This is a genomic window from Pseudoalteromonas rubra (assembly GCF_000967655.1).
GTDB lineage: Bacteria > Pseudomonadota > Gammaproteobacteria > Enterobacterales > Alteromonadaceae > Pseudoalteromonas > Pseudoalteromonas rubra_A.
Map to the genome: position 1 here is coordinate 45,289 of NZ_JXYA01000038.1, position 23,985 is coordinate 69,273.

Below are 23,985 nucleotides of genomic sequence, written 5' to 3' on the forward strand. Positions count from 1 at the left end.
GTGCAACAGAAAATATTGAAGATGACAAGTTTTAGATTTCGGAATAAAAAATATTGTATACAATATAAATTCATTGTAGGGTGATTAGGTCTGTGACAGGCACAACATCAATGGGAACTCAACAGGAATTAAAAATGCGTAACAATAAAAATAATACGCAGGTGATCCGTCAAACGCTGGCTGCGAGTGCAATCGCACTGGCATTAGGTGGCGCGGCACCTGCATTTGCTGCAGATGGCAACAGTTTGATCAGAGGTAGTATCGTCAGTGGGCAGGGCAACGACCTGAGCGATGTGGAGCTCATCTTTACCCACAAAGCAAAAGGGCTGACATTTAGCGTCAGAACCAATGCTCAGGGTGAATACATTCTGCGTAACTTACCGGTCGGTCAATATCGGGTATCGATCAGTAAGGACGGGTTTGAAACTGTGCTTGAAGAGCAGGTTCAGGTCAGCATCGGCCAGTCGGTGTTACTGGATGCGCAGCTTAATCGCATCGGCGCATCGGATATCGAGCGCATCGCGGTATCAGGTACGGCCATTCGTCTCGTTGATATGGCTTCTTCCACCGCAGGTGTTACCTATACAGACGAAGAAATTAAAGCGATGCCTGTTAATACCGGCTTTGAGAGTATTGCACTGCTGGCACCGGGCACCGCAGAGCCAGGCGGCTCCGAGTTTAAAGACGCCTCCAGCTTTGGTGGTTCTTCGTCGGCAGAAAATGGCTATTACTTTAACGGCCTCAATGTCACCAGCATTCGTACCGGGCTGGGTTCAATACGACTGCCCTGGGAAGCAATTGCGCAAACTCAGGTGAAAACGGGGGGAGTGAGCCCCGAGTTTGGTGGCGCACTGGGCGGTATCGTGAATGCAGTTTCCAAGTCTGGTGATAATGATTTCAAATTAGGCGTTGAGATGCGCTACGACCCGGATAGCTTGCGCAGCCAGCACGACGCCCTATACCAGCAAAACGGGGTGGTCGGCTACTACACCAATACTCAACAATCTACTGAGACGTATAAAGAGTTTCAGGTGTGGGCAAGTGGTGCACTGGTTGAAGACTCACTGTTTTTCTATGGCCTGCTGGCACCTTACCGGGAAAATGAAACCTGGGCCAGACAAACGGTCTATAACGATCGGGCGCGGGAGGAAGATCGCTGGTTCGCCAAGTTAGACTGGTTTATCAATCAGGACCACTCTGTGGGATTTTCTGCGATGAACAACAAGCGAACCTGGGAAACCACTTCCTTTGCGTACGACTGGGAAACCAATGTGGTGGGAGAGCAAAGAGGGGTTGCCGCACCGGGTGAAGATGGCGGTAAAGTATATAGCCTGAACTATAACGGCTATATCAACGATTTTTTCAGTGTTTCCGCTGTCGTTGGGCGGGTGTCGGAAAACGTGGAAAATGTGGTTGCTTCGACGGATCCGGGTGTTTGGGACGAGCGTGACGGCTTTGTTACTGTCTCCTCACATACCGCCAGCGGGATCACCGAAGAAGAGTTTATTCGCGATCAGTTTAAGCTGGACTTTACCTGGGATCTGGAATTGCACTCAGTGTCGTTTGGTATCGATTACAGCAAAATTACGGTGGATTATTACGAAGGACAAAATGGTCTGGGCGAGGCGCAGGGCTGGTGGACTATCTTAACGGCGTCGGAGGACGATATTTCGGGCGCACCTCAGGGCACGGACTATATTGAGCGTCGCGTGCGCACCCGGGAAGTGGGCGACAAATCCGACTCTACGTCGCTGGCACTGTATGTGAACGACAGCTGGCAGGCAACAGACAACCTGGTGCTTAACCTGGGGGTCAGATACAGCGAGTTTGACAATTCGACCTCTACCGGCGAAGCGTTTGTCGATATGACAGGGCAAATCGCGCCCAGGTTGCAAGCCATATATGACTTACACGGCGATGGCAGCGCTAAGATTTTTGCAACCTATGGGCGTTACTTTCAGCCTGTGTCGGCCAACATGAACGTAACACTGGGCTCGTCATCCATTGAATGGTTTGAGTACTTTGCATTGGATCAGGTTGACGCCAATGGCGTGCCAGTTTTGGACCCTGATGGCGCGCCCAGCAGAGGGGCGCAATTGCGAGAGCGTTACTGGCGACAAAGGGGGATCACAGAGCCCGGTCTGATAGCGTCATCCTCCCTTAAACCAATGTATTCGGATGAGTTCACTCTGGGTTACCAGCAGGAAGTGTTTGGCGATATGGCGCTTGGAATTCGCGCCATCTATCGTGACTTAGGGCGCAGCGTGGAAGATACCGACGTGGGTCCTGTATTGGCCAAAAAACTGGCTGAATTGGGGATTGAGGATAACGTCGGACAGAGCTCTTACTATGTACTGAATAACCCCGGTGAGGCCATTACCATGAGTTACGACTTTGATGGTGATGGGCAGGTTGATGAGATCACCCTTAGTGCTGATGAGCTGGCCCTGCAACAGGCTAAGCGCAAGTATCTGGCACTGGAATTGACTCTGGAAGGTAATGTGACAGACCGGTTTCGGATCAATTCGTCCTACACCTGGTCTCATAGCTACGGTAACACTGAAGGTCTGGTCAAGACCGACAATAACCAGGCCGATCCAGGCTGGACAACGTCCTATGACTATGCGGACCTGATGGATAATGGGTACGGAGATCTACCTAATGATCACCGTCATGCAATCAAGTTTTCCGGCGCCTATGAGTTGACCGATGAGCTGACGTTGGGCATGGTTGCGCGCGCCATTTCCGGGCGGCCGACAAACTATTTGTCCTTACACCCGCGTAATGTGGATAGCTGTAAAGCAGGCAGCCCGTGGGATGCGTGTGTGAGCCGGGACTATGGTCATGTCAGTCACTATGATGAGCATGGCAATCCGGCTCCGCGAGGCAGTATTGACAACCTGCCATGGCTTACAAGCTTCGACTTATCAATGGCCTACAATACCGATATCTCGGGTCATGATCTGATGCTCAAGGCCACAGTTTACAATCTGCTGAATAACGATGCGGCGCTGGATATCACCGAAACCAGAACCCGCAACAGCTCGGTGGAAGGTCAGGAACTGGAGCTGAATCCGGATTATGGCCTGGTGACACGTCGTCAGGAAGAGCGGTTTGTTTCTTTGCTTGCACGCTTTACTTTCTGATTGACGCTTTCCCTGGTCAGTCGGGCTTAAAGCCCGGCTTTTCTTTATGGAGGATTGATGACACATAACTTAACTTCCTGGCGCATTCCCTCGCACTGGACTCAGATCCAGGCACTAGATATGCACACCGCGGGTGAGCCGCTGCGCATTATCACCGCCGGCCTGCCAGAGCCACAAGGCACCAGTATGGTTGAAAAGCGCTTATATTGCATGGCGCACTACGAAAAGATACGCAAAGCGCTGATGTTTGAGCCGCGCGGCCATGCCGACATGTATGGCGCATTACTCACAGAACCTCAGCGAGCTGATAGCGCCTTTGGCGTGCTGTTTATGCACAATGAAGGCTACTCCACTATGTGTGGCCATGCGGTGATAGCGCTGGCTGAGCTGGCCAGAGCACAAGGAGCTGGCTTGGATGGGGAGCAGCGACTCAACATGGATACGCCCGCAGGACAGATCTGTGCGTTTTATTCACCGAATAAAAAGCAGGTGGGATTTTATAACGTCCCCTCTTTCGTTTGCCAATTCAACGTGGCGGCGGTGCTCGCGGGAGTGTGCACGGTGCTCTGCGATATTGCGTTTGGTGGTGCCTATTATGCGTATGTCGATGCCGACCAACTCGACCTGGTGCTGGATCTGCAAAATAGCGAAGAGATTATTTGCCTGGGCAGAAAAATAAAACGGGCATTAACGGGCAAGATTGAACTTGCGCACCCTGAAGATGCCTCGCTGAGTTTTTTATATGGCGTTGTGTTCTACTCCAATTCTCAGGTGAGCGGAGCACATTGCCACAGCCGCCATGTCTGTATTTTTGCCGACGGGTCGCTCGATCGCAGTCCAACCGGCACAGGTGTCAGTGGCAGAGTGGCTTTGCTGGCTGCCCGGGGGACGCTGGCGGTGAATGAGGTCATTCATATCGAGGGGATCCTGGGCTGTGGTTTTGATGTCAGTATTGATGCTCTGTGTCAGTATGGTGCCCGGCAGGCAGTTCGACCAAAAGTGTCCGGCGAGGCGTATGTCGTCGGCGAACATACATTTTGTCTGGATCCTGAGGATCCACTCCAACAAGGCTTTATTTTACGATGAATCAATATTTGCAACGACAAACGATCTTACGCAGCCAGCTTAGCGCATCAGGTTATGATGCTATGGTGGTGTTTGGCTATGAAAATATTCGTTATTTATGCGGGTTCAGCGGCCACGCAGCCACTTTGCTCATCAGTGCTGAGCAGTGTCTGTTGATCACCGACTATCGTTATGTTGAGCGTGCGCAGGCAGAGGCCGAACACGCTGAAGTGATACTCAGACAGCGAGACCACGAAAGTCTGGGGCAATGCCTGAGCCGTTTGTCTGGTGAACTAAAGGCGCTCGCGTTCGATGCTGCCCATATTGATGTGGGCCAGTGGCAAGAGATCAGCGGCGAATTGTCAGGGCGCACTGTAACGCCTACTCGGGGACTGGTAGAACAATTAAGACAAGTCAAAACCGCAGAGGAAATCGACTGCATTCGCCAGGCGGCGCAAATCGCTGACAAGGCACTGGCGGATACTTTGCCCCTTGTGAAAGCAGGAGTCAGTGAGCGCGACCTGGCGCTGGAGCTGGATTATCGCATGCAAAAGCTGGGCTCTGAAGGCGTGTCGTTTGACACTATCCTCCTGTTTGGTGCACGCAGTGCCTTACCGCATGGCAGCCCGTCAACACAAAAGCTCAAGCACGGCGACCTGATCCTGATTGATTTTGGCGCCGTTGTTGATGGTTATCGCTCGGATATGACGCGCACTTACGTTTACGGCACGCCTTGTAACAGGCAGCGCGCCATGTTTGATACCGTACAAACCGCCCAGCAGGCAGCGCTGGCACATGCGTCTTCAGGAGTTGATTGCCAGGTACTCAATACGGCGGCGCACGCGGTACTTCAAAACAGTGAATTTGCCAGGTATGCAGGAGAGGGGCTGGGACATGGTTTAGGCTTGTTTCTGCATGAACAGCCTTTTATCAAACCAGGCGTCGACTATCGCCTTGAAGCGGGCAATGTGATCACCATCGAGCCGGGTATTTATATTCCACAATTTGGTGGTGTGAGACTAGAAGAGGACATCGTCATTACGGCATCAGGCTATGAGTTGTTGACGCATGCACCACAAGATTTTGAGCTGTGAGGGAAACAAGATGAAAGTAATAGACCGAGAGCAGGTGCGCCAGGCACTGACTTTTCCTGCTTTGATTGCGGCGCTACAGCGCGGATTTGCAAGCGAACACGCAATGCCCAGGCGCAGCGTGTTCGAGCTGGATACACAGGCTACGAATCACGACGCTTTTGCCGTGCTGCCCGCCTGGAATGACTCTGTGATTGGGGTCAAAGCCTTTACTTATTTTCCTGACAATGAAGCACAGGGTAAAGCCAGTTTATATTCAAAAATCATGTTGTTTGGCCGCGAACATGGTGAGCCTCTGGCGCTGGTGGATGGCACACAGGTGACATTATGGCGTACGGCCGCGGTTTCGGCACTCGCGGCGTCTTATTTGGCTAGGGAAGATGCCAGCCACTTAGTCATGTTCGGGTCGGGCAATCTGGCACCTTATATGGTGCGCGCGCATCTTGCGGTAAGAAATTACGACAAGGTGACACTGGTTGCCAGAAACCCGGACAAAGTGGCTACGCTTAGGGCGCTGCTGGTTCAGGAATATCCAAAGGTGAGGTTCGAATTAGGTCAAAGTCAGGCCGCATTAATCGCCTCTGCGGATGTTATCTGCACAGCGACGGGCAGCCACAGCCCCCTGTTTGATGGGCGCTGGTTGAGCGAGGGCACACACATCGACGCAATTGGCAATCACCATAAAATGGCCCGGGAGCTCGATACAGCAACAATACTTGCCAGTCGGGTCTTCGTTGATAGCAAGACCAATGTACTTAATGAAGCGGGAGAGTTACTCATTCCCATCTCTGAAGGGGTGTTCAGTGCAGATCAAGTGGAAGCTGAATTGGCTGATATGGCCAGAAAAAACCACTCATTGCGCACGCATTGCAGCGACATCACACTGTTTAAATCCGTTGGCACAGCATTGAGCGATCTACTGGCGGCCAAACTGGTGCTGGAGCAGGTCGAGTGTGGAAATTTGTAAGGAAAAACAAACAGCGCTGCCGCATGTGCCCAGTCATTGATCTGGTGTTAGTCAGGGATCGACGCTTGCTTAACCCGCTGGTGTGTCATCAGGCACATATGCTGGTGACGTATCGATATACAGGCGTGCTTGCCAGTGATACTCTGCTTTACGACCCGGCTTTGTTTGAGCGATTTCATTCGGGAAAGGTGTGTCAGGTATTAGCCGATGACCATGGCATAGTGCGCACTTAACATTTTCAAACACTCTCTCACTGAAAGGCACGGGGAGACTTTATACACTTAACCCGAATAAAACAAATACTGTCAGGGTAAATCGTATGAAAAACTGGATTGCATTCTCTTTGGTCGCCATTTTTGCAAGTGGCTGCGCACATCACAATAACGTTCGTCCTTCTGCCGATGGCAAGCACTATGTGAACTTAACCGCAGAAACCAGAGAGGCAGCAGGTAAGGAAGCACTGGAGCAGGCCAACCATTATTGCGACAAACAAAATCTTGGTCATGCCTATATTCAAAATGAAACCATTACCTATTTGGGCTCAATGCCTGAGCAGGACTATCTGCAAAAACGTAATATCGCAACGGCAGTGGAAGCCGCAGGGACCGCGATGTGGATCTTTGGTGAAAATGCCGTTGATGATGTGGGGGCAGCCATGAGCATTGGCGGCGGTATCGCTGAAGACTCAATGGGCGAACCCTATCAAATTACGTTGGCGTTCAGTTGTAAATAATCCCCCCAGGTTCAAAGTGGTGCTGCGATAAACAGGCATTTGCCTGTGATATACGCACCCTTTGCACCTGCCTTTTCTAATATTCCAAGAGCACTAAGGCGATTGTTTTTTAATGTGGTTTGGTTACACTGTTAACAAGTAGGCAGTTACCGGACCAGACACTTGCATGAAGCTTTGGATCGCGCAGTTTGCATTTTTTGTTGTCACGTTAATGCTCTGGCGAGGGTCGGTGTATAGTGCCACCAGTTCACAGGTCCCTATCAATATTGCCATTGTCGGCAAGACCAAAAACGACAGCTTTTATCAGCAATCGTACAAAGGGTGCTTGCGCTTTGCTCGCGATTATCCCAACGTTAACTGTATTTACGATGGTGCCGATGACTATCAGGATGTCAGAACTCAGGTCTTGATCGTCAAAGAGCTACTGCGAAAGGGCATTGATGGTTTACTCATCTCCACTACTGACTCTCAGTTCCTGGTTGAGGGCGCGCTAAAACAGGCGGCTAAAAAAGCCATTCCGGTTATCACGTTTGACTCGGATCTGCTCCCGGAACATAAGGCCTATCGACTCACTTACGTCGGCACCAATAATTTTGACTTTGGAATGGCGCTCGGCGAAGAAGCAAAACGCTTTAAATCCGGCGAAAAGCAGTTTATTTGTCTGCAATCCGGGCATCAGACAACCCCAAACCTGAACCAACGCATTGCAGGGGTGCGCCACGCACTGTCTGGGCAAAGTGAAAAAAGGCTGTCGGGTGAAAATGGCTGGGTTGAACATTATCGTTGTCCGCTCTATACACTGGGCAGACGCTCGGATGCATTGGATCAACTTGTTACTATGATGAAGTATCCCGATCCCCCCGTCTTTGTTGCTGTTGCCGGGTTTGCTCAGTTTAATCCTGACTATATTAATCGCATGTCTCAGTTTAAATCTCAGATAGCCAGGCAGCAAAGGGTGATCATTTCAGCCGATACCGAGAATAGTCAGCTCAAGGCACTACAAAGGGGATTGTCTGTAACGAATATCGGGCAAAAGCCCTTTGAAATGGGGCGTCTGGGGACGGAGCTCTTGCATCAATTTATCACCCGACATATCAAGCCGGCACAGTCTCATTATTATCTGGATTACCATTATTGTAATAAAGGTAATGTTGAAACTTGCACGACCAATCATTGATATTTGCTCCATCAGTACTAAAATAATCGAATAAACATCACCTTAAAAGCTCGGTTGGCCGATGAAGAAGTACCTGTTATTGTTGCTTTTGCTGTGCAACAAGGCGTCCGCTGGGCCGCTGCAGTTTGTATCAATTAACTATCTGATTGAACAGGAAGTCGGTCGTCTGGTTTTGCCCCAGGTATACCGCAAACTCAATGTATCTATCGTGATCACGCCTTACCCAGGAAAACGGGCGCAGCAGCTGGTGCGCAGCGGCAAAAGGCATGGCGAAATAATGCGGATCTTCAGCTATGGTGAAGAAAATCCACATACCATTCGTGTTCCGACACCTTATTACACCCTGGAGACCATGGCGTTCGTGCGCAGCGATGCGCAACTGGATATTCACAGCGAGCAAGATCTAAGCAATTACAGAATTGCAAAAGTACGCGGCGTAAAACATACCAATAACATTACTAAGGGCATGCCTGAGGTGGAGGATACGGATACCACCATACAGGCGTTAAATCTGGTGTCTAAGGGGCTGGCCGACGTTGCGTTGACTAATCGGATTGACGGTCTGGTCATGCTAGCGCAGGCAGGAATCGAGAATGTTGTCCCTCACCAGCGCAGCTTTCGTGTACTGGCGCTTTACCACTATATCCACAAAGATCAGCAACACTGGGTTGATAAAGTTGATGGGGTGTTGCGCCGCATGATGCAAAGTGGCGAGCTGGCGGCGCTGATAAAAAAAGCAGAAAACCAAGTGATTTCAGAACACTGTCGGCAGAGCACGGTGGCAAGCGAACTATGCCGACGTCACCTCAATCAGGAGGAAGACTGAGCTGCGCGATTAGCGCGCCACTGGCGTATCTTATTGCCAAAGCTGAGTTTAAAGCCCCAGTAAACGATAACCAGTAAGATAAACAGTTCAGGTAGTGCCAGCAAGCCCGAGTCTATCAGAGATTGTGGTAATACTTTTGCAGCACCTTGTGACAAGAATGAGCCTACCGATATAAACAAAGCAAAAGTCATTCTCCATAAATGGCGGAACAGTCGCGGTTTTGGGTTAAGCCTGCCCGCATACACCAGACGTACGTCGCCAAGAAAAGATAAGCCAGCGAGTAAAACAAAAAAGTAGTAATCATAAGCGCTTATGCCGTGTTTTATCTCAGCCTGGCTGGTTCCGGCCTGGCCGCTGAAGTAAAGGCAGGCAAGGATTATCAACAGCGAAAACACGGGTAATGTGTAATCAAACTTTCCCCGGGTGTTAGGCGCAGCCTTTACTGCCAGCCACGCGCTAAGCACCAGATAAGTGGTAAAGATACCCGCGATGGCGGTGATTATCATGGGCTGAAATAGTGCGATCAAAGTGCCGCTGATAGCCATGATAAGCATAGTATAAACAAACCAGGTGCCAGCCGAGGCATGTAAAGATTTACCTTTTGCAACGGTTAAGGCAATCACGCCTGCAATGATGGCAAGGGTGCCTGTGATTATATGCGCTAGCATAGTCATTGTGATCTGTTCCATCTTATTCTTCCTGTTTATTGCGATGTGGTTGTGTTGCACTTTATACTGACCCACAAAGCCTGTCGTCCAATACTACAGGTCAGGACACTTTAAATAATTATAAGTATAAATATCATAAGGTTGATAAGTTTTGTTTGACGCTGAATGGACGTTTGTCTATACCTTTTTACTCGGTGCACTGGGCCTGGCATTGACTATTCTGATTGGCAGAGCGAGGCGCTGGCACTGTTACCGTGCTCTGGCATTGTTTCTTACTGCTCTGTTTGTGATTTTGGCCGGCCCGCTTATCTTTGCGCAACTTCCAACCGCCCGATATGTCTATATCGCGGCGATTGTGCCTGCCTGGCTGTTGCTGTTTCCCTGCTTTTATCTGTATACGCGAGGCTTAACATCAGCGCGCCCCTGGCGATTTACTCGTAAGAGTGTTTGGCATATTGTCCCAGCTATTATGTCGTGCGTATTGTCAGTGAGCTTGTTGAGTCTGCCTGAATCGGATTTACAGGATATTTTTTTCGCAGAGGGAGACGTTGCACTGGCAACTGAGGCACGTCTCACTGTCAGGCTGATCATCGCAGTGATGCTGTTCTGGCCGGTGCAGAGCCTGTTTTATGTCATAAAAACCTGGCGCAACTTACTGTCCTACCGACGTCAGCTGCACGCTGTGTTTGCCAGCACAACAGAGCGAGAGCTGGGCTGGCTGGGGGTTGTATTGCTGCTAATGCTGTTTACCTGGGGCTGGCTGGCGCTCACGTTGCTTCAGGACTTAAGCTCTCACCCTACCTTATTGCGTGAAGGCGGCGTTGCGATTTTGACTGCTGTGACCGTCTGGCTGCTACTCTACTGGTCGTTAAGACAAAAACCCGGATTTGATAAAATTTATCATCTCACGGAGCTGCCAGCAGTGACAGACATTGTGACTGGTGCAGAGAAAGAAGAAAACGCGCTGACCAAGTATCGCCATTCTGCCTTGAGTGATGAGCAGGCAAGCCGGATCGCAAGTAAAATTCATACGGCTGTGGTAACTGAGCAGCTTTATCTGGAGCCGGACCTGACCTTGTACAAGCTGGCGGACTATCTGAAAGTGTCGGCAAACTATGTATCTCAAACCCTGAACCAGACATTAGGTCAGTCTTTTTTTGATTATGTAAACAAAGCCCGGATTGATGCTGCTGCAGAGCTGTTAGTTGCAGGTGACAAAACCGTTTTGGATATCGCGATGGCAGTGGGTTTTAATGCACGGTCTTCCTTTTATAAGGCATTTAAAACCCATACAGGAATGACACCGGGGGAATACAAGAAAAAGCAGCATGCTACCCGCTAGGTATGTCTGTGGATGAAATGTGTCAATTTTTTAACCTCTCTGGGGCTGCATAGCCAATGTGTGGCGGGACTAGCTGACGATATCAGATGACCTCGGCGCCTTAATTCGACGCAGAGGTACTGAAGTCTCAGAGATATGTATTTGATCACCGCTCCAAGCGCTTCTTCAGGTACGGAGGATCGCATTACTTTTTCAGCAGTAAATCAGGTAATGGCACTATGATCTCGTGCTTAACCACAGGTTCACCAGCCAGGAACTGTTTAATGGCTTGCGTGACTTCTGGCGAGCGCATAAACAAGTTGTGCCCAGCATTTTTAACTATTACCTGCGTTACATTACTAAAACTCTTGACGGCTTCTCGCTGACTTTGCGGGTAAGTGCGACCGTCCAGTGAGCCTGACAGCACTAAAGTTGGCACTTTAGATACCGGGGCTTGACGAAATGTATCACCCAAATCGAGTTCGCTAATCACGCCCTGAAGGTGTGGCATCGGAAAGTTCAAATAGTTGCCGAGCAGGGCGGTGCGGCTTTGCTGGTTAACTTGTGCCAGCCTTTGCTGTGAAATACCGGAGGCGATGTCCATGGCAAGTGGCATAAGCCTGAAGCTAATTTGGTTATCGCTGAAATAGCCCGTGTTTGCGACTTGCTGAAGCGGCTCGATAATCCCCGTATCCAAAGCCCGGTAAAGTGCCAACAGGCGTTTAAGGCCCCTATGCGGGTCGGCAATCATACCAGATGCCAGGCGTTGCATGTGCCAGCGCTGAAAAAGAAAATCGGTTTTTTGTCCTGCTTTATCAGAGATTTGTATCGTGATCGGCGATATTTCAAGGCGTTTGTGTACGCGCCGGATCAACCCGATAATATCAGGGTAGTGCGCTTTTGCCTCGGGCTGAGTGTTAATGGCTTGCTGGATGCGAGCAAAGTAGGCATTTGCCTGAGCTGGCAGCTTAACGGTCTGCTCCAATCCCTCCACGCTTGCCAAAACCAGTCTGTCCAGATTGTCAGGCATCACTTTGGTTGCAGCCAGTGCCAGATGAGTGCCATAACTGATCCCCCAGAGAGTCAGCTTGTTGGCTTTGAGGTGGCGCCTTAGGTCATCCAGATCTTCTGCACTTTGTTCTGTTGTATATCCCTTAATATCAATGTTTTGTGCATGCCAAAATTTGACGCACTGGACAGCTGCGCGCTGATACAGACGCGAAACCTGCAGATCGGTTTGCGGCTTGTTTGTGCGAGTGTCAATATCAGAATGGCAGACGGGCAGGTCATCTGATTTGCCTGTACCGCGCTGATCCAGGGCAATCACATCACCAAACTCGCGCAGAGCCATAAAAAGAGGAAAGCGAAAATTGGCATATTCGGCTGTTTTAATACCTGAGCCGCCCGGACCACCCGCTAAGTAGATAATCGGGCTGCCAGGGCGCTCGGTTGTGGCAGGAAATCGTACATAGTGGACTCGAATAGTGCGGCTGTTTGCCTGAGTCCGGTTTTCCGGGACCGTGATAAATCCGGCAAAGGCGGCTACTTGTTGGTCGTCCTGGGTCTTAAATGTAATGGCCGTTTCATTATCGTAACCAGGCTGGGGTTGGTTCTGCCCAATTGCGCTGAAGGCTAGAATTGAACAAAGCAACAGTATTAGGGATGGCATATAGTTTACAAGCGCAGGGTATCGGGTCTCTTTCATCGTGATGCTCTCGTTTAGTTATGATGCGCCCAGTTAACCTTGTTCGATTCGAGTTATCATGTGATATTCTATCGAATGCATTGATTTTCATAATAATATCGATAAACGGTTGAATTCGGCGGACCAAAGGTCGCTGTAGGAGAGAGTATGTACTACTGTGATAACCCGCTATTGCGTTTAGCGCTCTGCGCACTTTTATTGGTGTCTGTTAGCTCATTTGCACGAGACTGGGTACATATAGACTATCATCAGGTGCGTGTGTGTCCGGGTGGCGGGCCAGTCCCTACTTTTACTGAACCGGGTTGCCAGACGCAGTCATTTTTTAGCAGTGACCCTCAAGGGCAAGCTATCTGGCTTAAGGCGCCGCTATATCTATCAGAGCACAGGCAACAAAAATCCGCACCACTTGCATTTTACCTGTTTGCGAAAGCCTCCAGTGAGGTTTATCTCAATGGCACTCTGCTTGGGGTTAATGGGCGGCCCGCATCCGATGCAGAACAGGAGCTCGCCGGGTTTATGGACGCCCGGTTTTATGTACCACCAGATTTAGTCAGGCCCGGCGAGAATTGGGTGGTCATGCATTTGTCTTCTCATCAGAGTATGTTGCATTTAGCTTCTCCCTTACACTTGGCTGCACTGGGCAGGTACCAGAACACCACAGAGTACTTTGGTATTGAGCCATATATTCAGCTGAGTGTTTTGTGTGTATTGCTCCTTGGAGGGCTTTATTTACTGATACTGAGATTAAGTCCCTTACGTGCTCAAATTCCCGCGGGATTACTTTGGTTAATTGGGATAGCTGCTGCTCAGCTGGCAGCCGAGCAGTTACGCGGCTGGTTTAGCTACCCGTATCCTTTGCATGACGTGAGGCTCATGCTGATCTTAATTTGTGCACTGGCTTTTGGTTCAGGGTTACTGGTTTATTTGTTGCGATTGTGTCAGATGCATACCAAACTCCAGCTGGTTATTTTGGTACCGGGTATAGGTTTAACTTTGCTGCTGGTGTTTATTAGTCCTGGATTTGACCTTAAAACAACGCTGGCGGTAACCATGCCTGCATTCATTGGGATGTGCGTTGCTTGTTGGTACTATTATCAGCAGCGGACAGGCAAAACCCTGTTATGTGGCGCTACACTCTGTGCTTTTGTCCTGGCAGCTTTACTGAGTTTGCAATCATTTCACAGCCTGACCTTCTATGCCATGGTCACTTTGCTACTTGGGATCTTATTAGGGTTGCATATTCGCCATCTGAGTGAAATTCAGCTCCAGAGCATTGCCGACCAACAGGCCATTGCTAAATTACAGGTGAAACTTGCGCAACTGGATAAAGCCAGCGCACAGCAGTATCTCAATCTCACTTTTGGCAGTGCGACTGAACGCGTTGATATCGGGCAGCTGCTATGGTGTCGCGCAGCGGGCGATTATGTTGAGCTGCATCTGGAAGGTGGGGCTGAGCGACTGTATTCGGGCTCAATGAAAAGCCTGACAGATAAACTACCCGCTACATTTATGCAGGTACACAGATCTTATCTTGTCGATCTGGACAGAGTCAGACGAATTGCTCTGAACAAGGATAAAGCACAGCCGGGGTATGCGTTCTTGTATCTCAGTGACGGCAGTCGGGTGCCTGTGAGTCGGCGATTGCTTGCTCAGGTGAGGGAGTCAATTGAATGAGCAAGGGTGCTACCAGCGTGTCACACTGGTAGCACACTTGCCGGACTAGTCGATTAAGTCTTCTACGCCGACGATAACCCAAGGCGCGTCGCCCTGTGTTTTTCTTTCCAGGTGCCAGATCTCATGGATTGGCTCTTCCTGCTTGTCACCAAGGTCACGGTATTTACCTTTGAACATCACGCTCACTTCCCAGGCTACTGGAGAGGTTTCTGCACGTACTAATTGTGCATCAACAAACATGACTTCTGTTGCAACGTCACCTTGCTGTGCACGGTCTTGCTTAAACTCTTCAACCAGTTCAGGGCTCAGGTATTCTGCCAGGGTGGCGAAGTCGCTCTGGTTCCAGGCATTCTGAACGGTATGGTAGTGATCGCGTGCGCCTTGCAGGAAACCATTCACATCAAAGTCTGCAGGCAGGTTGAAAGGAACCTGTTCCTGTTGCTGGCCAAATCCACCGCTTACCGGGGCTGACTGTGGCTGCTGACGGAACTGAGCTGGTTGGTTGTGACCCTGGCCCGCATTATTCTGGCCAAAGTTACCGCCGCCAAAGTTGCCACCCTGCGGCATACCGGCCATATGCGGCTGCTGGCGCTTGGTCATAAAGGACTTGATGACCTTAAATAAGACAAATGCCAGGATCGCGAATAGGATCATTTCCATAAACTGGAAGCCTTCAAAGTCATCACCCATCATGGCTGCGATAAGGCCACCGGCCAATAGACCGCCCAACACGCCTGCCATAATGCCTTTTTTGTTTGATTTAGGCTTAGCGGCGGTATTGGGTGCCAGGGTTTTGGTGTCGACTTGTTTTTTCTGTGCTGTGGTACTGGTTGCGTGGGTTTTACCCGCGCTTTTTTTACTGCCGAATTTTTTGCGTGCTTCTGCACTGAAACTGGTAGATACCAGAACGGCAATTAGTGTCATTAAAACAACAAATTGTTTCATGGTGTTCCTCTGGGTTTTTGATCTGAATGCATTGTAGTGAATCAATGAGGTGAAGCGAAGCAATTTCAAGAGCATAGCCATATGGAGTATGACCTGAATTACAATAAGCTGCTGTATTAAAAGGGTTTTTTATTGCTTTTGGTGTAGCGTCGAAATATTCTTGCTGATCATTCGTAAATACCTGATCAATGCATTTTTACTATCAACTATTTACTCGTGATAACTAAACCTCAGCGCCCAACTGTGGGGGGCGCTAAGGCCAGAATATAGGTGATGGATTATAACCAGCGCAGCGAGTCGTTTACCGCGGTCTGATATTGTTCAAGTGGAGTATCCAGATTGGCTACTAAAATGGTATCTGCCCGTTCACCGGGTTTAATGCTGCCGCTAAAGCGCTCATCGGCAAAGCGCTGCTGAGTGCTTGCTGCGTCATTACTGTCGGTTGGCACAATAAAAACAGTCACCGGCCCATGATCCGACTGAAAAACCAGGTGCAAACTGCGTTGCCCTTTGAAATTACAGAATGTGGCATAGGTCACCTTGCCGGGCATGGCTTCGAGCTTGCCACCGAACATGGCCAGTTTCTCATTGACCTCCTGAAGCTGTACTTCATCTGTCAGGGCCAATGACTCTGCCTCATAGTACACATGCTGTAAGGCGTGCTCTCCAGCTTGCAAAGGTGCATGCACTGACGTGGCAAAGTACAAAGATACCGCCAGTAGCGCAGAGGCTGCGGTGGCCAGCGGCGCCTTAAAACGCCGATACCAGGCCAGTTGCTTCACTTCAGCGCTTTGTTTGCTTGAGGCATCGGTATCAGCCTGCTGCTTTGCCAGGATCTTCTGCGCCAGATCATCAGGCACGGAAATATCCAGTGCGCTGTGTAGCGTCGCATCAAAATCTTGCATCTCTTTGACGAGACGTTGTTTGGCCGAGTCTGTGTCTGCCTGTGCAATTACGTCCTTATCATTGGGGTCGGCAAACAAGCGGCGACGAAATTCGAGTTCATCCATCAGTTTGATGCCCCTTTTGCTGTTTCGGTCACTTGTGTTAAAGCCTCTTTCAATTGGTTTCTGGCACGGTAGAGCCTGGTCATCACGGTGTTTTTGTTGAGTTCCAGGATCTGTGCAATTTCTTCGCCGGAGCAGCCCATTACCACCTGTAACAACAGCGGCTCCCGATATTCCTCTGACAATAAGCTTATCTGTCTTTGGATCATCATTTGCTCTGTCTGTGAGTCGGGTGAGGCACTGGTTGCATCAACCAGGGTGTCTTGCTCAACATCGGCATAATCAAATTGTTTGCGCTCAAAACGACGCGCATTTTCACGCCGCAATATGGTTAATAACCAGGATTTGGCTGCGCTGTCATCCTGCAAGGCGTCCAGAGAACGCCAGGCGCGTAAAAAGGTTTCCTGAACCAAATCTTCGGCAATGGTCGGGTCCTGGCACAACCAGTAAGCAAAGCGATAAAGCTCCTTGTTGTAAACCTGGACCAGACTTTCGTAACGTTTTTGTTTTGTGGTCATGCTAATAAGACCTTGTCTTTAGCAAAGTTATTTCATTAAACCGAAGAAAAATTAATATAACGGTTCAAGGTTTTGTTTTTTCGCGTTTTTAACCTGTTTATGCTGCGTCGCCAGAAGGCGGTACAGCAAGCTCAGATCGACGCTCTCCTGGTTGGCACTATAGAGTGCGCCTTGCAACTTTGCAATTTCGTTTTGCAACTCCGGGCTGAGCTGATGACGCCAGACAGCAAGATGCGCATAGCCTTGTGCCCGAGCCAGGGCTTTAAGCGCCTGATAACAGGCCGCCGTATCTGAGGCGTTTGCTGCTCGCTTGAGCTGCTTGAGTGCCTCGGCTTCATCGGGCGTTTTGCTTGTCTGCTCAGACGCTGCCGGTTTATGTGGCGTTGAGTGACGAGTCACAAACCAGATAGCCAGAGTAAATAGCCACAACACATAGCCGGATGCAATCAATGCCCAGTCCAGCCAGGTTTTATCTGCCGGCTGGATCACAATTTGTGGCTCGGTCTGGGTTGTTGTTTGTTGTGGCGCGTTGAGAACCGGAGCGGGTGCGACCGAAACCTGGTTGGGATCGGCTTTTACCTCAATGGTTTTTGATGGCAAGGTGGCGTACTGCACTTTGTTGATCACGGTATTGAACCAGGGCACCTTGATTTCAGGCAGGGTATAAGTGCCGGGTGTCTGGGGTAGCAGGGCGTAGGAGGCGATCAGCTGAGAAATCACCCGACCATCGCGGGTCATTTGTTTGCGATCGGTCTCATCCGGGTACGTTCTGAAACCATCGACGTCTGGCACCTGAATGTCAGGCAACTGCTCTTTGGTGACGCCCAGTGCGGTGAGTGTCAGGGTGCGGGTAATGGGTGTGCCAACCATCACGGTTTGGTCACTCGGCTGCCATTCTTCGCTGAGGTTAACCAGTTCACTGGGCAGCCAGGTACCGGAATAGTCGTTCGGGATGGGTTGTACCTCCACCTCAATGCTGTCGCCCATCGCGGATACGGCCATTCGACGGTAGCCATCGCGGATCTGGCCGTTAAAAATAGGCGGCTCCAGCGTAAAGGTGCCGCTTTTTTGTGGCTGTACCAGATATTCCCGCGTTACCACCATATAACGACGACCATTGACGATTTCATAGTCTTCGCTTTGCTTCCCCAGTTGGGCGATTTGCGCATCCTGCATCTGTGGGGCGCTGAGTTGGCCATCGAGCAGATCCTGACCAAGATATAATTTCACCGTGTATAAGGCCGCCTGTTGGACATGTAATGTCTCCGGTTTTAGCTCGGTCTTAATAAAGATATTTTGCTGCGCCTCGCCATCTTGCTCACGGGCAAGTACCTTGAGTTTGATAGGGCGAGACTGCTGACCTGCAACCTCAAAACTGGGGATGGTAAATTCCCCGGCTTTGCGAGAAAGTAGCTGCATTTGCCAGCTGGTGGTACTGCTCATACTGCCATTGATAATACTGGTACGTGAGCTGGTACTGATTGGGCTGGTAACAAACTGACTACTCAGTGCACTGGTATCGGGTATTTCACCAGACACTTTACCGTTGGCCTCTATGGTCAGGGTAAAATACTCGCCCACCAGCACCGGGTTTTTATCGACACTGGCGCTGAGTTGGTCCACAGCCCAGACAGGCATCATTATAATAAGTAAGATCACGGATCCCAGTAATCGCGTTACCATGATTTTTCTACTCCTCGCGGGCGGCGCTGACGCACCCGTTGTTGTGATTCCAATAACATTTTGTTGCGCAGCAAGATAGCAGGATCGTCTGGTACTTTACGCAGTAACTGATCGAGTTGCTGTGCTTTTTCTTTTTCTTCTGGTGTCAGTGGGCGACTTTGCATCATTTGCTGTGTCCCCTGTGGCTGACTTTCATCTTCAGTAGCTTGTTGCTGTGCCTGCTGCATCTGCTGAGCAGCCTGTTCAGCTTGTTGAGCCTGCGCTTCTTGCTGCTGCGGTTGCGCAAGCTCAGGGGCATTGTCATTGTCAGACTCAGGCGTCTCCTGAGACTCAGCGTTTTGCTGGTTTTGTGTGTCACTTTGTGACGCGTCTGATTGTTGCTCAGAGTCAGACTGTTGTTCAGAGTCAGATTGCGAAGACGATTGCTCGTCTTGTTTTTCGTCTGATTGTTGCCCGCTTTGCTGTTCACCGTCTTGCTGCTGATCATTTTGCTGATCGCCGGACTGCTCCTGGTGATCAGACTGGTCGCCATTTTGTTGCTGAGACTGCTGCTGTTGCTCCCTGAGGCTCTCGACCAGCTGTTTATTTTCCTGTGCCTGCTTAAAGTCGGGGTCCAGCTTCAGGGCTTGCTCATAGGCTGCAATGGCCTGGTCGAGTTGTCCCGACTTTGCCAGTGCATTGCCATAGTTATACTGCCCGGTGGCAGATGTGGTGTGCTTAAGCTGCTCGGCTGCACGCTCATAATCACCGGCTTTATATAACGCGGTGCCTTTCAACAGCGGATCGTCAGCGACCTGGGCTTGCTCAAATTTGCCTTGTTGATACGATTCCAGTGCCTGCTGATCCTGATTTTTAAACCAGCTGGTCCAGTCTGCGCTATACCCGGCTTGTGGTTGCAGTAACGCAACCACAAGCAATCCCAAAGTGAGCGGCTGTGAGCGCATCAGCCAAAGCGCCAGCGGCACAATAATAAACAGCAAATATTTACCTGCATCCAGGTGCCACAGCGTTTCGCCTGGCTGTTCATTGCTGTCCAGATCGGTCACTTTGGATGGGGCAAAGGTTTTGATGTCACTGTCACTGGGAGTATAAGTCGCATAGCGGCCACCGAGCCGGGAGGCAAGCGCAGACAGACGCTCGGGATACAGTTTCGGTACCACAATCTGCCCATAGCGGTCTTTCAAAAAACCACCTTCAGGCAGGCCAATTGGCGCACCGTCCGGCGTGCCAATACCATAAACATGCAGCCGGTAACCTGTGCCATTTAACAAGTCTGCGATATCTGCCAGCTCTTCCTGTTCGACCTCGTCGCTGATCAGGATAATTTCACCCTCAGTGTAACCGGCCTGATCCAGTAAAGTCTTAGCCTGATCCAGCCCCGCCAGCACATTAGCGCCTTTGCTGGGCATGATGTCAGGGCTCAGGCTGGGTACCAGGTTGCCCAGGGTTTTGACATCATCAGTCAGGGGAGATACCACAAAGGCGTCTCCTGCGTATGCAACCAAAGCGGTGTCGCCTTCGGTAAATAGCTCAATCATATCCAGCGTTTTAAAGCGGGCCTGAGTGAGCCGGTTGGGCTGAATATCGGTGGCAAACATGGAGTAAGACATATCCATGACCAGCACCCGGGCCTGTTTGCTTTTGAACACCGGGACTGTGTGCTTCTCAAAGCTAGGTCCTGCTGCAGCTAATATACTCAGCAGCAATAACAAGCTCACCAGCCAGGGTGTACTTTTACTTTGCTTGCGCGGACCGTTTTCCAGCACTACCTGCGCAAGGTGTGGGGCGATTAATTGCTCGTCGTTACTGCGATGTCGTTTAAGCCATTGCACTCCCGTCAGTAGTAGCCACGGCAGCAGTAACCATAATATCGTTGGACGGATAAAAATAAACTCTGTCATAGTGGCTTAGCTCGCAATTGTCTGATGGCGTGAGTCAGTAAAGTCAGGCTCCACAGCGCCAGTGCAATCAGCAAAGGCAAATAAAACAGTGACTGCCTGGGCCTGAAGGTTTGGTTTTCATCGGCAACCGGCTCAAGCTTGTCCAGCTCGGCATAGATCTGTTGCAGTCCTTTTACATCCTTAGCGCGGAAATAGGCGCCACCGGTTTCTGAGGCAATGTGTTTCAGGGTATTTTCATCTATGCTGCTGCCTGTCATTCCGCCCATGCCAAACAGGCTGAAACCGCCACGGCCATCCGAGCCGACGCCGACGGTGTAAATTTTAATGCCTTCTTCACGGGCCAGGATCAGGGCTTCTTCCGGGCTCAGGTTGCCCGCGGTATTCTGACCGTCGGTAAGGAGGATCAGAATGCGGCTGCTTTGCTCTTTTTGATTGAAGCGTTTGACCGACAAGCCTATGGCATCGCCAATGGCGGTTGCCCGGCCCACCAGGCCGATTTGTGCTTCGAGCAGCATTTGGCTGACGGTTTGCAAGTCGCGGGTCAGTGGGGTCTGCAAAAATGCGGTGTCACCGAACAAAATCAGACCCAGGCGATCCCCTTGTCGTTCGACAATGAAGTCAGACAATACGGCTTTGACCACCGACAGGCGATCAACATATTTGCCCTGGTAGGCCATGTCCTGCTCAGTCATTGAGCCCGATAAATCCACGGCCAGCATGATATCGCGACCTTCATTGGGCAAGGTGATTGGATCATCGAGCCAGCTGGGGCCACTGAGCGCCACAACCAGGCACAGCCAGATCAAGGCTTCAATCAGGTTTACACTGCGCTTTGGACGTTCAAGGTTTTGCGAGCTTGCACTTTGCTGTTGGTAGCCTGGCATCCGCAGGCGTACCTGAGTTTGTGCCGCAGTTGGTTTAAAACGGGCAATCAGCCAGGGCAGGGGTAACAGCAGTAAGGCCAGTGGCCAGTCAAGTTCAAACATGCACGGCCTCTTTGGTTTTAAAGGTTTTGATAGCCGCCATTAATTTGCTGCAATCAATCGTGGGTTGACTGCTGTAGAGCGAACTCAGGTCCTGCTGGCTAAACTGCTGACGAGTGAGCTTGTTCAGCAACCGCAGCCACTGTGCTGTCGGTTGAGCGGCTTGTTCAGTGCCGTAGTAATGTCGGGTCAGTCGTTTGAGTATGCCATGCAGCGCCAGGGCATCTTGAGTATGCTGCTGACTCAGTTTAATGGCTTCTCGTTTCGCTGCATTATGCTGCCAGTGTCTGACTGCCAGCCAGATACCGGCACTCACAATGAGCAGTGTGATAAGGATCACAGCCCAGCTGGCCGGGGTCAGCGGCCACCAGCTCACCTGCTCGGGCGGGATCACATCATGGAGTGCATCTAAAGGGTTTTGCATCATCACTTACCTGCAGATCTGTGTTTCTATTGGTGCTGAGGCACAAAACGTTTGCATACTCATACCGGCGCGTTGTAAGCGGGCCAGGCGGGTCTGGAAAGCCTGCTCAGCCTGCTCGGCAAATCGGGTCCTGAATTGTTTATCCGCCAGTGGCAGCGTCCAGCTACCAGAAGCCGAACTGACTTCAATCGCATCTTTATAGGCGGGCAGGGTATGCTCGAACGGATCGCTGATTTGGCAGCCAATCAGTTCGCAGTGCCGGCTGAGATGCTCAAGTTGTTTGAAGCTGGCCTCGTTAAGCTGGCTGAAATCGGAGATCAGGTAGATCAGGCTGCCGGGTTTGGCCAGGTGCGACAAACGTTTCAGGTTATTATCAAACGTCGAGGCCAGATTTTCGCCGCGCTGAGCCAGGCTTTGCGTGTGGATATCACACAGCTGGTGGCAAAATGCCAGCACGCCTTTGTCGCGTGCCGTGGGCTTAAGCTCATGGTGGCCTTGCTCGCTGAACACCACACCACCGAGCCGATCACCACGGGCACATGCGGACCAGGCAACCAGGGCACTCAGATGCGCAGCCTGAACCGACTTGAGCAACAGGCGGCTGCCGAACAGCAAAGAGCTGGACAGATCGCAGAAGATAAATACCGGACGTTCTTTTTCTTCCTGGTACAGCTTGGTATGGGCCTCACCAGTGCGAGCTGTGACTCGCCAGTCGATAGCACGAATATCATCGCCATACTGGTACTGACGTACCTCGGCAAATTCCATTCCCCGGCCTTTGTGTGGTGCCAGGTACTGTCCGGCCTGATCACTGCGGATGGCGCGCTTGGGCTTGAGATCCAGCAAGCGCGCTTTGCTCTTATAATAAAGCAGCTCTTTGAGTGTCAGTTCAACACCATTGCTGTGACTTTGTGCCAGCCACTGGGTGTGATCGGTGTGTTGCATTGAATGCTTCATCATCGCGACCACTTATGGCACAGGGACCAGTTCCAGAATACGGCTGATCACCTGATCTTTGCTGATCCCGTCTGCCTGCGCTTCATAGCTCAGAATAATACGATGACGCAGCACATTGTGCAGCACCGCCTGAATATCATCCGGTGTCACAAAATCCTGACCCTGCAACCAGGCATGCGCGCGTGCGCACTTATCCAGCGCAATGGTGGCCCGCGGACTGGCGCCGTATTCAATCCAGGCCCCCAGCTGTTGATCCAGCTTGGCGGCTTCACGGGTAGCAATGATCAATTGCACCAGATAGTGCTCAAGAGGCTCGGCCAGATGCAGTGACAGCACTTTTTTACGTGCTTCAAATAAGGTCTGCTGTGAAATTGGCGTAAACTGCGCGGTTTGTTCCGACAGCGCTTCGCCACGTGTTAAACGCAGGATCTCAAGCTCAGTGCTCGCTTGCGGGTAATCAATGTTAAGGTGTAACAGGAAACGGTCAAGCTGCGCTTCCGGCAGTGGATAGGTGCCTTCCTGCTCAAGCGGGTTTTGCGTTGCCATTACCATAAACAGCTCTGGCAGCGGGTAAGTTGTTTTGCCTACCGTGATCTGCCGCTCTGCCATGGCTTCAAGCAAGGCTGACTGAACCTTGGCTGGCGCGCGGTTAATTTCGTCGGCCAAAATCAGATGGTGGAATAAAGGGCCTTTTTCAAACACAAACTCACTGGTTTGCTGGCGGTAGATATCAGTGCCGGTAATATCGGCGGGCAACAAGTCCGGGGTAAACTGAACACGCTGAAAGCTGCCCTCTATGCCTCTGGCCAACGCGTTCACGGCGCGGGTTTTAGCCAGCCCTGGCGGGCCTTCTACCAGTAGGTGGCCATCTGCCAGCAAGGCAATCAACAGTGCCTCTGTCAGTGCGCTTTGACCTAAAATTTGAGAGTCGAGATAGTTTTTCAGTTCACTAAATGCGTTTACTGCCATGGTGCTTTGTCCTTGTTGTGACAAATTTTTTGCTTATTTATAAGGATTAAGGCGCAAAACTCAAGGTTTTGCGGGCGATTTTTTGTAACTTGATTAGACACTGAAGCAGACGAAAGTTCCCAAAACTTCATTTATTTTTCAGGGACTTTTTGAATTGAGCAAAAATCAGGCTAGATTTAAAAGCGGCGTTTAGATGGACCATCTCAGTCATGCTCGAATGATAAG

Annotated in this window: 21 protein-coding genes; 10 read left to right on the forward strand and 11 right to left on the reverse strand. The window is 50.6% G+C overall.

The features are described 5' to 3' along the window. The first annotated feature begins 134 nt into the window (after window positions 1-134). The 8 genes from TW77_RS15735 (at window position 135) to TW77_RS15770 (ending at window position 9,005) form a co-directional block, all read left to right on the forward strand. On the forward strand, window positions 135-3,146 hold the full coding sequence (locus tag TW77_RS15735) for a TonB-dependent receptor (RefSeq protein ID WP_046005934.1): 3,012 nt from the start codon (window positions 135-137) through the stop codon (window positions 3,144-3,146). A 57-nt stretch (window positions 3,147-3,203) separates the two neighbouring features. Beyond that, on the forward strand, window positions 3,204-4,232 hold the full coding sequence (locus TW77_RS15740) for a proline racemase family protein (protein WP_046005935.1): 1,029 nt from the start codon (window positions 3,204-3,206) through the stop codon (window positions 4,230-4,232). After that, window positions 4,229-5,305, forward strand: coding sequence for a M24 family metallopeptidase (locus tag TW77_RS15745; RefSeq protein ID WP_046005936.1), 1,077 nt, complete (start codon window positions 4,229-4,231; stop codon window positions 5,303-5,305). Before TW77_RS15740 ends, TW77_RS15745 begins: the two co-directional genes overlap by 4 nt. A 10-nt stretch (window positions 5,306-5,315) precedes the next feature. Then, window positions 5,316-6,269, forward strand: a complete 954-nt coding sequence (locus TW77_RS15750) for an ornithine cyclodeaminase family protein (RefSeq protein WP_046005937.1) — start codon at window positions 5,316-5,318, stop codon at window positions 6,267-6,269. A 23-nt stretch (window positions 6,270-6,292) separates the two neighbouring features. After that, the gene (locus TW77_RS15755; RefSeq protein ID WP_046005938.1) at window positions 6,293-6,502 is read left to right on the forward strand and encodes a hypothetical protein; all 210 of its coding nucleotides are present in this window, start codon (window positions 6,293-6,295) and stop codon (window positions 6,500-6,502) included. Window positions 6,503-6,588: 86 nt separating this feature from the next. Beyond that, window positions 6,589-7,002, forward strand: coding sequence for a hypothetical protein (locus tag TW77_RS15760; RefSeq protein ID WP_046005939.1), 414 nt, complete (start codon window positions 6,589-6,591; stop codon window positions 7,000-7,002). Window positions 7,003-7,168: 166 nt separating this feature from the next. Beyond that, window positions 7,169-8,179, forward strand: a complete 1,011-nt coding sequence (locus TW77_RS15765; protein ID WP_046005940.1) for a substrate-binding domain-containing protein — start codon at window positions 7,169-7,171, stop codon at window positions 8,177-8,179. Between the two features lie 61 nt (window positions 8,180-8,240). Continuing rightward, complete coding sequence (locus tag TW77_RS15770) at window positions 8,241-9,005, forward strand: substrate-binding periplasmic protein (RefSeq protein ID WP_046005941.1); 765 nt, start codon at window positions 8,241-8,243, stop codon at window positions 9,003-9,005. On the opposite strand, the gene TW77_RS15775 is transcribed toward TW77_RS15770, so the two are convergent. Continuing rightward, window positions 8,990-9,694 carry a hypothetical protein gene (locus TW77_RS15775; protein ID WP_046005942.1) on the reverse strand — a complete coding sequence of 235 codons (705 nt, stop codon included), beginning with the start codon at window positions 9,692-9,694 and terminating at the stop codon, window positions 8,990-8,992. The genes TW77_RS15770 and TW77_RS15775 overlap by 16 nt on opposite strands. 130 nt (window positions 9,695-9,824) lie before the next feature. Here TW77_RS15775 and TW77_RS24370 point away from each other — a divergent pair, with 130 nt between their 5' ends. Next, window positions 9,825-11,015, forward strand: a complete 1,191-nt coding sequence (locus TW77_RS24370) for a helix-turn-helix domain-containing protein (protein ID WP_052713220.1) — start codon at window positions 9,825-9,827, stop codon at window positions 11,013-11,015. Between the two features lie 184 nt (window positions 11,016-11,199). Here TW77_RS24370 and TW77_RS15785 read toward each other — a convergent pair whose 3' ends face one another. Then, window positions 11,200-12,699, reverse strand: coding sequence for an alpha/beta hydrolase (locus TW77_RS15785; RefSeq protein WP_240479505.1), 1,500 nt, complete (start codon window positions 12,697-12,699; stop codon window positions 11,200-11,202). 147 nt (window positions 12,700-12,846) lie between these two features. On the opposite strand from TW77_RS15785, the gene TW77_RS15790 reads away from it, so the two are divergent. After that, window positions 12,847-14,373: a LytR/AlgR family response regulator transcription factor gene (locus TW77_RS15790; RefSeq protein ID WP_046005944.1), complete on the forward strand. Its 1,527-nt coding sequence runs from the start codon at window positions 12,847-12,849 to the stop codon at window positions 14,371-14,373. 45 nt (window positions 14,374-14,418) lie between these two features. Here the strand turns inward: TW77_RS15790 and TW77_RS15795 are convergent, their stop codons facing one another. The 9 genes from TW77_RS15795 to TW77_RS15835 form a co-directional block, all read right to left on the reverse strand. Further along, window positions 14,419-15,318: a Tim44 domain-containing protein gene (locus tag TW77_RS15795; protein WP_046005945.1), complete on the reverse strand. Its 900-nt coding sequence runs from the start codon at window positions 15,316-15,318 to the stop codon at window positions 14,419-14,421. Between the two features lie 278 nt (window positions 15,319-15,596). Continuing rightward, on the reverse strand, window positions 15,597-16,328 hold the full coding sequence (locus TW77_RS15800; protein ID WP_046005946.1) for a DUF3379 family protein: 732 nt from the start codon (window positions 16,326-16,328) through the stop codon (window positions 15,597-15,599). Then, a complete protein-coding gene (locus TW77_RS15805) occupies window positions 16,328-16,843 on the reverse strand; it encodes a sigma-70 family RNA polymerase sigma factor (RefSeq protein WP_046005947.1) in 516 nt (171 codons plus the stop codon). Before TW77_RS15805 ends, TW77_RS15800 begins: the two co-directional genes overlap by 1 nt. A gap of 51 nt (window positions 16,844-16,894) precedes the next feature. Next, the gene (locus tag TW77_RS15810) at window positions 16,895-18,526 is read right to left on the reverse strand and encodes a BatD family protein (protein ID WP_046005948.1); all 1,632 of its coding nucleotides are present in this window, start codon (window positions 18,524-18,526) and stop codon (window positions 16,895-16,897) included. Continuing rightward, window positions 18,520-20,427 (reverse strand): VWA domain-containing protein, encoded by a 1,908-nt coding sequence (locus tag TW77_RS15815; RefSeq protein ID WP_046005949.1) that lies wholly within the window; start codon window positions 20,425-20,427, stop codon window positions 18,520-18,522. The genes TW77_RS15810 and TW77_RS15815 overlap by 7 nt, the downstream gene beginning before the upstream one ends. Next, entirely contained in the window at window positions 20,424-21,413 is a 990-nt protein-coding gene (locus TW77_RS15820) for a vWA domain-containing protein (protein ID WP_046005950.1), read from the reverse strand. The genes TW77_RS15815 and TW77_RS15820 overlap by 4 nt, the downstream gene beginning before the upstream one ends. Continuing rightward, window positions 21,406-21,837 (reverse strand): DUF4381 domain-containing protein, encoded by a 432-nt coding sequence (locus tag TW77_RS15825; protein WP_046005951.1) that lies wholly within the window; start codon window positions 21,835-21,837, stop codon window positions 21,406-21,408. The genes TW77_RS15820 and TW77_RS15825 overlap by 8 nt, the downstream gene beginning before the upstream one ends. Window positions 21,838-21,840: 3 nt before the next feature. After that, window positions 21,841-22,779 (reverse strand): DUF58 domain-containing protein, encoded by a 939-nt coding sequence (locus TW77_RS15830; protein WP_046005952.1) that lies wholly within the window; start codon window positions 22,777-22,779, stop codon window positions 21,841-21,843. Between the two features lie 24 nt (window positions 22,780-22,803). Then, the gene (locus tag TW77_RS15835; protein WP_046005953.1) at window positions 22,804-23,760 is read right to left on the reverse strand and encodes an AAA family ATPase; all 957 of its coding nucleotides are present in this window, start codon (window positions 23,758-23,760) and stop codon (window positions 22,804-22,806) included. Between the last annotated feature and the right edge of the window lie 225 nt (window positions 23,761-23,985).

Coding starts and splice junctions, on each gene's coding strand:
- TW77_RS15830 (WP_046005952.1), bottom strand. CDS start 22,779: ATGCAACACACCGATCACACCCAGTGGCTGGCACAAAGTCACAGCAAT.
- TW77_RS15755 (WP_046005938.1), top strand. CDS start 6,293: ATGTGCCCAGTCATTGATCTGGTGTTAGTCAGGGATCGACGCTTGCTT.
- TW77_RS15750 (WP_046005937.1), top strand. CDS start 5,316: ATGAAAGTAATAGACCGAGAGCAGGTGCGCCAGGCACTGACTTTTCCT.
- TW77_RS15805 (WP_046005947.1), bottom strand. CDS start 16,843: ATGACCACAAAACAAAAACGTTACGAAAGTCTGGTCCAGGTTTACAAC.
- TW77_RS15775 (WP_046005942.1), bottom strand. CDS start 9,694: ATGGAACAGATCACAATGACTATGCTAGCGCATATAATCACAGGCACC.
- TW77_RS15790 (WP_046005944.1), top strand. CDS start 12,847: ATGTACTACTGTGATAACCCGCTATTGCGTTTAGCGCTCTGCGCACTT.
- TW77_RS15825 (WP_046005951.1), bottom strand. CDS start 21,837: ATGATGCAAAACCCTTTAGATGCACTCCATGATGTGATCCCGCCCGAG.
- TW77_RS15795 (WP_046005945.1), bottom strand. CDS start 15,318: ATGAAACAATTTGTTGTTTTAATGACACTAATTGCCGTTCTGGTATCT.
- TW77_RS15815 (WP_046005949.1), bottom strand. CDS start 20,427: ATGACAGAGTTTATTTTTATCCGTCCAACGATATTATGGTTACTGCTG.
- TW77_RS15820 (WP_046005950.1), bottom strand. CDS start 21,413: ATGTTTGAACTTGACTGGCCACTGGCCTTACTGCTGTTACCCCTGCCC.
- TW77_RS15740 (WP_046005935.1), top strand. CDS start 3,204: ATGACACATAACTTAACTTCCTGGCGCATTCCCTCGCACTGGACTCAG.
- TW77_RS15770 (WP_046005941.1), top strand. CDS start 8,241: ATGAAGAAGTACCTGTTATTGTTGCTTTTGCTGTGCAACAAGGCGTCC.
- TW77_RS15810 (WP_046005948.1), bottom strand. CDS start 18,526: ATGGTAACGCGATTACTGGGATCCGTGATCTTACTTATTATAATGATG.
- TW77_RS15800 (WP_046005946.1), bottom strand. CDS start 16,328: ATGGATGAACTCGAATTTCGTCGCCGCTTGTTTGCCGACCCCAATGAT.
- TW77_RS15835 (WP_046005953.1), bottom strand. CDS start 23,760: ATGGCAGTAAACGCATTTAGTGAACTGAAAAACTATCTCGACTCTCAA.
- TW77_RS15760 (WP_046005939.1), top strand. CDS start 6,589: ATGAAAAACTGGATTGCATTCTCTTTGGTCGCCATTTTTGCAAGTGGC.
- TW77_RS15785 (WP_240479505.1), bottom strand. CDS start 12,699: ATGAAAGAGACCCGATACCCTGCGCTTGTAAACTATATGCCATCCCTA.
- TW77_RS15765 (WP_046005940.1), top strand. CDS start 7,169: ATGAAGCTTTGGATCGCGCAGTTTGCATTTTTTGTTGTCACGTTAATG.
- TW77_RS15745 (WP_046005936.1), top strand. CDS start 4,229: ATGAATCAATATTTGCAACGACAAACGATCTTACGCAGCCAGCTTAGC.
- TW77_RS15735 (WP_046005934.1), top strand. CDS start 135: ATGCGTAACAATAAAAATAATACGCAGGTGATCCGTCAAACGCTGGCT.